Source organism: Sulfitobacter sp., from assembly GCF_036960155.1.
Taxonomy (GTDB): domain Bacteria; phylum Pseudomonadota; class Alphaproteobacteria; order Rhodobacterales; family Rhodobacteraceae; genus Sulfitobacter.
Map to the genome: position 1 here is coordinate 184746 of NZ_JBALWB010000009.1, position 7143 is coordinate 191888.

6 protein-coding genes and 1 pseudogene are annotated in these 7143 nt (G+C 52.3%); 2 read left to right on the plus strand and 5 right to left on the minus strand.

The genetic code is table 11. From position 1 onward, the window contains the following. Positions 1–119: 119 nt before the first annotated feature. The 4 genes from V7775_RS18260 to V7775_RS18275 form a co-directional block, all read right to left on the minus strand. Positions 120–1346 carry a CaiB/BaiF CoA transferase family protein gene (locus V7775_RS18260; RefSeq protein ID WP_335753357.1) on the minus strand — a complete coding sequence of 409 codons (1227 nt, stop codon included), beginning with the start codon at positions 1344–1346 and terminating at the stop codon, positions 120–122. Next, entirely contained in the window at positions 1330–2952 is a 1623-nt protein-coding gene (locus V7775_RS18265) for a thiamine pyrophosphate-binding protein (RefSeq protein ID WP_335753358.1), read from the minus strand. Before V7775_RS18265 ends, V7775_RS18260 begins: the two co-directional genes overlap by 17 nt. Positions 2953–3192: 240 nt before the next feature. Beyond that, positions 3193–3957, minus strand: a complete 765-nt coding sequence (locus tag V7775_RS18270; RefSeq protein WP_335753359.1) for a class I SAM-dependent methyltransferase — start codon at positions 3955–3957, stop codon at positions 3193–3195. A 240-nt stretch (positions 3958–4197) separates the two neighbouring features. Then, positions 4198–4914, minus strand: coding sequence for a helix-turn-helix transcriptional regulator (locus V7775_RS18275; protein ID WP_335753360.1), 717 nt, complete (start codon positions 4912–4914; stop codon positions 4198–4200). A gap of 105 nt (positions 4915–5019) precedes the next feature. On the opposite strand from V7775_RS18275, the gene V7775_RS18280 reads away from it, so the two are divergent. Together V7775_RS18280 and V7775_RS18285 are read left to right on the plus strand one after the other, a co-directional pair. Beyond that, entirely contained in the window at positions 5020–5418 is a 399-nt protein-coding gene (locus tag V7775_RS18280; RefSeq protein WP_335753361.1) for a GFA family protein, read from the plus strand. 370 nt (positions 5419–5788) lie between these two features. After that, positions 5789–6274: a hypothetical protein gene (locus V7775_RS18285; protein ID WP_335753362.1), complete on the plus strand. Its 486-nt coding sequence runs from the start codon at positions 5789–5791 to the stop codon at positions 6272–6274. Positions 6275–6329: 55 nt separating this feature from the next. Here the strand turns inward: V7775_RS18285 and V7775_RS18290 are convergent. Beyond that, positions 6330–6538: pseudogene (locus tag V7775_RS18290) on the minus strand (IS256 family transposase); the annotation flags it as partial. Between the last annotated feature and the right edge of the window lie 605 nt (positions 6539–7143).

Here is a 7143-nt window from a genome sequence, read left to right on the forward strand (position 1 = left end):
GGTGCTGTCACACGGCAACGTGAAGCCGTCTAGGGGTTTTCGTGAAGAGCATTTCAAAAACGAACCGAGTCGCACGTGAATTGGGCGTAATCCCGCCACTTAACGTCGGGAAAAGCACCCTATTGCTTAGGCTTATCGCTTGCCCATGTTTCAAGAACCTCTTTGGTGTCTTGGCCAAACCTAGGGGGGGCACGGTGATATTTCACTGGTGTTGCCGAGAATTTCAAAGGATTCCCTAGCAATTGAACATGCCCTCCCTCAATTCCCTCGGTTGCAACACGGCGCACGGTTCCGCGCGCATTCGCCTGATCTGAAGTTAGGGCTTCTGCAATGGTGTTGATCGGGCCAGCGGGGACTTTTACGGCGCGCAATGCTTCGAGAATATCTGCTTTGGCCCACGTCTTGAGCGCGGGTTTGATGTGAGACATCAATGCGTCACGGTTTTCGATACGTGCTTGGTTGGTGGCGAAATCGCTGTTGGCCGCCAGATCAGGTAATCCAATCACGTCACTAAATCGTGCAAACTGTGCATCATTGCCTACCGCCAGCAAAAAGTGGCCGTCTGTAACCTCAAAGGCATCGTAGGGCACGATGTTTGGGTGCGCGTTGCCGCGACGTTCAGGCAACTCACCTGACGTGAGATAGTTGAGACCCTCATTGATCAACCATGCCATCTGGCTGTCGATCAAGGCTAGTTCAACGTGTTGCCCGATCCCGGTTTTATCGCGGTGACGCAGGGCAGTTAGGATGCCAATTGTCGCGTACATGCCGCACATCACATCTGCGATCCCGACGCCAACTTTGGTAGGCGCCCCGTCTGGATCACCTGTAATTGACATAATCCCGCCAAACCCTTGGGCCATCAGATCATAGCCGGGTTTTTCGCGGTTTGGTCCTGTCTGGCCGTAACCCGAGATAGAACAGTACACAAGTTCGGGGTGAGCGGCACAAAGGGTCGCGTGATCCAACCCGTATTTCACCAACCCGTCAGGTTTGAAGTTTTCCACTATCACATCAGCCCTAGCGGCAAGCTGGCGAATGATGTCTTGTCCCTCTGGGGTTGCGATATCAACTGCAACAGAGCGTTTGTTGCGGTTTGCAGACATGAAATATGCGGACAAATCCGAGGGAGAGCCGTCTTCGTTGCGGGCATAGTTTGGTCCCCAGCCGCGCGTGTCATCGCCCCCCGTTTTTGGGTTTTCAACCTTGATCACTGTTGCGCCCAAATCACCCAGCATTTGCGTGGCAGTTGGGCCTGCCAGAATGCGCGACAGGTCAAGAACAAACAGCCCGTCCAATGCGCCAGTTGTTTCAGATGCGCCAGTTTCTTCAGATACGTCCGTCATATGCGCCTCGCTCGATTGTGCAGGCGATCACGGTGAACGTGTCAGCCGTTTGTGCTGTTTTTAACGCGGCCACTAGCTCAGCGCGGTTGGTTGCTGTGTGGCCTGCGCCCCCAAATGCCTGCCCCATGGCGGCAAAGTTGTGCAAACTGAAATCCACGGCTGCATTGCGCAATTGGCGTTGGCGCTGCTTTAGCTCAATCAACGCAAGGGAGGCATCAACGAAGACGATAAAGATCGGTTTGATCTCAAGCTCTTTGGCGGTTGATAGCTCGCCCGCGATCATCAGAAATCCTGCATCACCGGAAAAGGAAGCCACGGTACGGTCAGGTGCGCATAGCGCCGTGCCCATCGCTAAAGGCAGGGCGCAGCCCATGGTGCATAGTGCAGAAGACTGCAGCAATCCGCGCGGTTGAGTGCATTGCCACATCTGGCTCAGCAGAATGCGGTGCGCGCCACTGTCGGCTGTTGCAATGGTATCATCGGGTAGGTTGGCGCGGCATGTATCAATGATTGCGGCAGGGCCCCATGCCTCATCTTTGGGGAAGTCAGCGGCGAGGGCGTCTTTGATTACAGCCACCTCGCCATTTGCCCATGCGTCTTGTGGTTCAATGCCATCGGAAATGGCCGATAAGCTGGCCGCACAATCAGCGATAATGCTGAGGCTGGCCTGATGCATATAGTGATGATTTGGAGCCGCCGTGATGTCGATCACATGTGTGCTTCGCGGATCCCAAATGTCGCGCCAGCCGGGGCGCATTTCGATAGGGTCGTATCCAACGCAGATGATCAGGTCGGATTTCTGAATAAACGGCACCAGATGCGCATCGGCGCGCGGGGACAGGCCGGCGCCACCGAGAGACAGCGCGTGACGTTCATCAAGCAGCCCCTTGGCCTTGTAGCTTGTGATGACGGGAATGCCGAAACGTGTCGCAAATTCTGTGATGGCGGTGCCAGCACCTTCATTCATCGCATCAACACCTACAATCATCACGGGACGTTGCGCGCTACCCAACCAGTCGCGGGCCGTTTCCAGTGCGTCACCAGCAGGCGCGGTTGGTACGGATGTAGACCTTGGCGCGGGTGCGCGCGCGGGAATGGGAGCATCAGCGGTGGAAATCGGAACATCGATGTGTACCGGACCGGGGCGACCCTCTAGCGCGATGCCAACAGCTTTGTCGGCAATAACATGCGCAGCTCCAGCACTTAGTCTAAATGTCGCTTTGGTGATCGGGCGCAAAACGGCCTGTTGATCAAGTACTTGGTGCGTGTAGGTTTCGGCCTCATGGGCGTCGACACATCCTGACAGGATGATCAATGGCACGCGGTCCTGCAGGGCGTTTGCAATGGAGTTGACGCCGTTCAGCACACCCGGCCCGATTGTCGCGACCATAATGCCGGGGGCGCCTGTCTGGTGCCATGCCGCTTCGGCCATGAAGCCTGCTGCGTTTTCATGTTTGCACAAGACAAACGTGATGCCAGCGGCTTCTAATGCATCCACAATGGTAAGGACTTCGCCGCCGGGCATGCCAAACGCATGGCGACACCCCGCAGCATAAAGACGTCGGGCAATGGCATCAGCGGCGCGGATCGTATCAGGAACAGACATGGGAAACCTTATGCATAAACTTCGAAAGGTTCAGACCATGTCCGACGTGTTTCAGCAACTCAATACTGCGTGTGAGAAATGTCTGATCGCTTTGGTCGTCATAAGGCAAGTCTGTCCAGAGATTAAGAAGAACGCTTAGCGTTATTAAGCGTGTATTGTTGGGAATGTCCGCTTGGAGCCCAAATTGTCACTTCAGGACGTGGCACCGAATGCCCGGTTCGAAGAAGCGCAGTTGCTTGGCTAGGGCGTATCTTCCGAAATCGCTGAATGCTTATACCCAGCAACGCTGGTTGCACAGCCGAATACGTGTTTTTTCATCGATACTGTTAAACTGGCATCCCGCAATGCTTCTGCTATATGAGCGCTACTTTCAAAATTTCGAGTGTAGGTGCCGATCATGCTAAAATCGTGAGCGCCCTTTAGGCAGAGCCGTTCAATCTGCGGCAAAAGCCCATCGAGGTAGAACCGATAAAGCGGGCGCAACATCCAGCCTTTGGGGTCTGACGCCTCAATCAATGAAAAGCTGCCGCCCGGTTTTAGGATACGTGCAATCTGATTGGCCAAAACGGTTTGCTGGTTGGTATCAAAAGTCTTTAGGCCAAATGTTGAAACGACAAGATCGGCATGATTTGCAGGTAGATCGGTCTGTAATGCGTCGGCCTCAAGGTGAGTAATCTTGTTAGCATATTCACCGTGCAAACGTTCAACGGCCTCCAAATGCATGCGATGCGAAATATCGAGCGCTGTGACTGTGTCGAGGTTAGGGAAACGGCGCAAGAGATGTGGCCAAACCTCACCGGTACCCGCCATTAGATCAACCGCGACAGCACCGGATTGCTTAGGAGGGATCAAGCGGGCAACGCATTGACGACGCCACAGATAGATAAAGCCAAATGAGCTTACAGCGCTCCATTTTCGATAATTCGACGAACACCTATCAAACAAGTCAGCAACAAATGCTGGATCATAAATGTTGTCGTGCGCATCGTTGCTTGGGCTTGTCATAAGATCGCCAGCTTTCCTGATGTGAAATCACTACATATTTGGATTGAAACATTATGCCAACGCTGAAAGCTGCCAGCGGAGCGAGCGCCACGAACGGCAGCAAAGTCCGCATAGCCACCTCTCGCCTTCCAACTTGGCGTTGATCTAGTGTGCAAATGTAGCGAATGTCGGCAACGAGCCCAGAGTTACAGATGCTGCGGTTTGAAAAAATGTCGGCTTTAGCGAACAGAATGAAAGAGATTATCTGATCTCTTGGGGTTGGTCTGCATAGCGCGCGCGTTCCTGATCCATGGTCGAACGCCAGCGTGCGCGTAAAGTTAAAGCATTTTCTGGTATCCGTTGCTCTAAAATATCCGCTGAAATCATACGATCCGTGCGAAAGTAGCGAAAGCTGTTTCGAAGTTCACACCAAGCCGCGAGGATCCGGCCCGCGTCCCGATAGCCAAGCAGAACTGGCCAGACCATGCGCTCAGTACGCACTCCAGAAACACCTTCGTATACCAACGCTATCTTTCGGTGCGCACGGATGGCATTCCTAAGACTTGCAGAATTGACTACCTCAAACGCTGGAAGAACCGGCGCGATACTCGTAGCAGGTTCCAACACGTGCCCCCGCAGGCGTTCTGGGATGACCACCTCGATCTTTGCAAGAAGGTTAAGCGCCGCTTTTGCCAAGTCTGGCTCGCCTCTACTTGCAACCCAATGCGCTCCTAAAACAGCGGCATCCATTTCATCCGAGGTCAACATTAAAGGCGGCATATCAAATCCCTTTTCAAGGACGTACCCGACGCCAGCTTCTCCTCGGATGGGGACATCTTGCGCTTTTAATGCCGCTATATCGCGATAAACGGAACGTTTGGATGATCCCAATTCATTCGCGATACGCTGTGCAGAAATCGGTTCTCGCACAAGGCGGAGAAGCTGGACTATTTCGAATAATCGTTCCGCTTTGCGCAAAAACCGTTCCTCGTGTTGAATGCTGCCATGATGCTGTCAGCATGACATATTTATGTCGTCAAGCAAACGTGTGAATAAAGTCAAACAAACAAAAGGGAGAAGAGTATGATTAAGGGAAGTTGTTGCTGCAAAGCCGTCCAATTTGAGTTGACGAAAGAACCGTCATTTGTTGGCACGTGTCACTGCTCAAGGTGTCGTAAAGTTGGTGCAAGCACCATCGCATTTGTGAAAAAGGAAGACCTAAGATGGATTGCAGGTAAGGACTGCGTTCAGATTTTCGAACCGACCGCCCCTTACATTTATGCGCGGTGCTTTTGCAAAGTCTGCGGCACATCACTGGGGGAGATTCTATCCACCGAAGACAGTTTTCCAATCGCGGCAAATGCCCTTGATGGAAATACCGGCCTCACGAACCAATCACATGAGTTTGTTGGGGAAAAACCTTCATGGTATGATATCTGTGACGATGCGCCCCAGAACCATGGGCATCCAGAAGAGGCCTAAGCGGACACTCAAACGGTTCTATCCGTGGGTCGGTTTGTCCCGCAAAGCCGCCTATCGCCTTCTCATTTGGCGTGATCTCGTGAGCAAACGCAGCGAAAGTCGGCTATGAGTCCTTTTTAACCTATACTGCGGATTGCACGGATGTCGGCTAGCGAATGACAGCCAAAAACCTTCAACAACTGCTTGAGTTTTGAACGGGGTTTTTGGCAGTCGAAAATCGGCCGTGCTTCAGTCGTGCCAAAATGGAGGGTTTTGGGAACGGTCGCAGACGACCGTATTGCGGATGAAGTTAACATCTGAAGCGTCATTGGCGAGGACTTTATACGCGTGGTAATAAGCTGAATCGATGTTGTTGTGAGGCTAACCAAACATGCGAAAGCGTTTCATTGTCGGTCTCGCCTTGCTGGTTGTATCGACGGCACCCGTTTGGTTCTCCGTATTGAGGAATGAAATTGCAGCCTTTCAACTAAAAACCGGCCTTGGCAGTGCTTCTTTGCCAGACGGTGCAAAAGTCATATCATCGTTCAGCCGTGTCTATAATTCGGGAAATAGTGATGGATGCGACTATGAAGCCATTGCAGTAATTGAATATTATGGGCGGGTAGCTGCGTTACAGTCTTCATATTTAGACTTGATTGGAACGATGTCAGACGAAGAACCTTGGTTGGGACAGAATGAGCAGCCCACACGTTGGGGCGCTAAATTATCCAGTTTGGGGACCGAGTTCAGCATTATTCCCAACATTGACCACGCAAGCCATTATCTTGTTTCAGTTACGTCTTACGCACGAAATATAAACCCTGATTTTGGTGCTGGTGACAGATATTTGCGGTCTCCCAAAAACGTCCGTTTCTAAACGTTCACAATCGAGCGTTTTTGGAACATACCACCGGGATGCCGTCTTTGGATCAAGCCTTGGTAATACGTACATTCACCGGGCCAATGCCCGTTTGAACCGGGCGGCAGGTTGATGGCCGTTGCGAACAAGCGCTGCATGACCTGCTGTCGTGCGCGCCTGCGCAAATTGCGTGAGGAAGCATTCAAGCTCAGCTTCAACGGCAGAGGCTATCAATTGCTGCGCTCCTGTTCTCAGCAAATCCGTCAGCGCGTCAAATGGCACATCTCAACTGGTGAAATCAACAATGTTAGTCGTGTCCATGGTGGTGTATCTCCTGCGGTTGGGTTGTCGTCTTGCAACAACAAATCAACCAGATACGCCGCCAACCTTCAAATCCCCAAAACACCAGATTCAGTCATAACTCTTGGCGCATCGAGGTCTTGGATGTTAAAACCTCTCATCGTTGTACGCAAAACTATGGTTGCCTAAGCAGTCCAATGGATTGTCGCGGGCATGGTATTGCTATCGATCCGGTAGTGTAATGCTCGATGCTATCGAGCCACAGACAGCATTAACATCCAAGTGAAACAAGGAAGCGTACGGCGATATGACTGCTCTGACCTTGGATCACTTTGTCTTCTAATTACCTTGCGAGACACGGGGTGGGCCGGACACGTACCCTTGAGCCGCATACAAAAACGGCGCCTCAATACGGGGCGCCGTTTCTTTTTGTGTACTGTGTAGCTGGTACTCTTAGAGTATGAAGTCACCCGCAGTCATCGAGGTCACGCCCAGCAACAGGATGTTCAGGTCAACAGTGCCGTCTCCATCGACATCCCCCAGCACAAAGCCGTTGGTGCCGTTTGTAGCAAAGCGCAGATCACCAG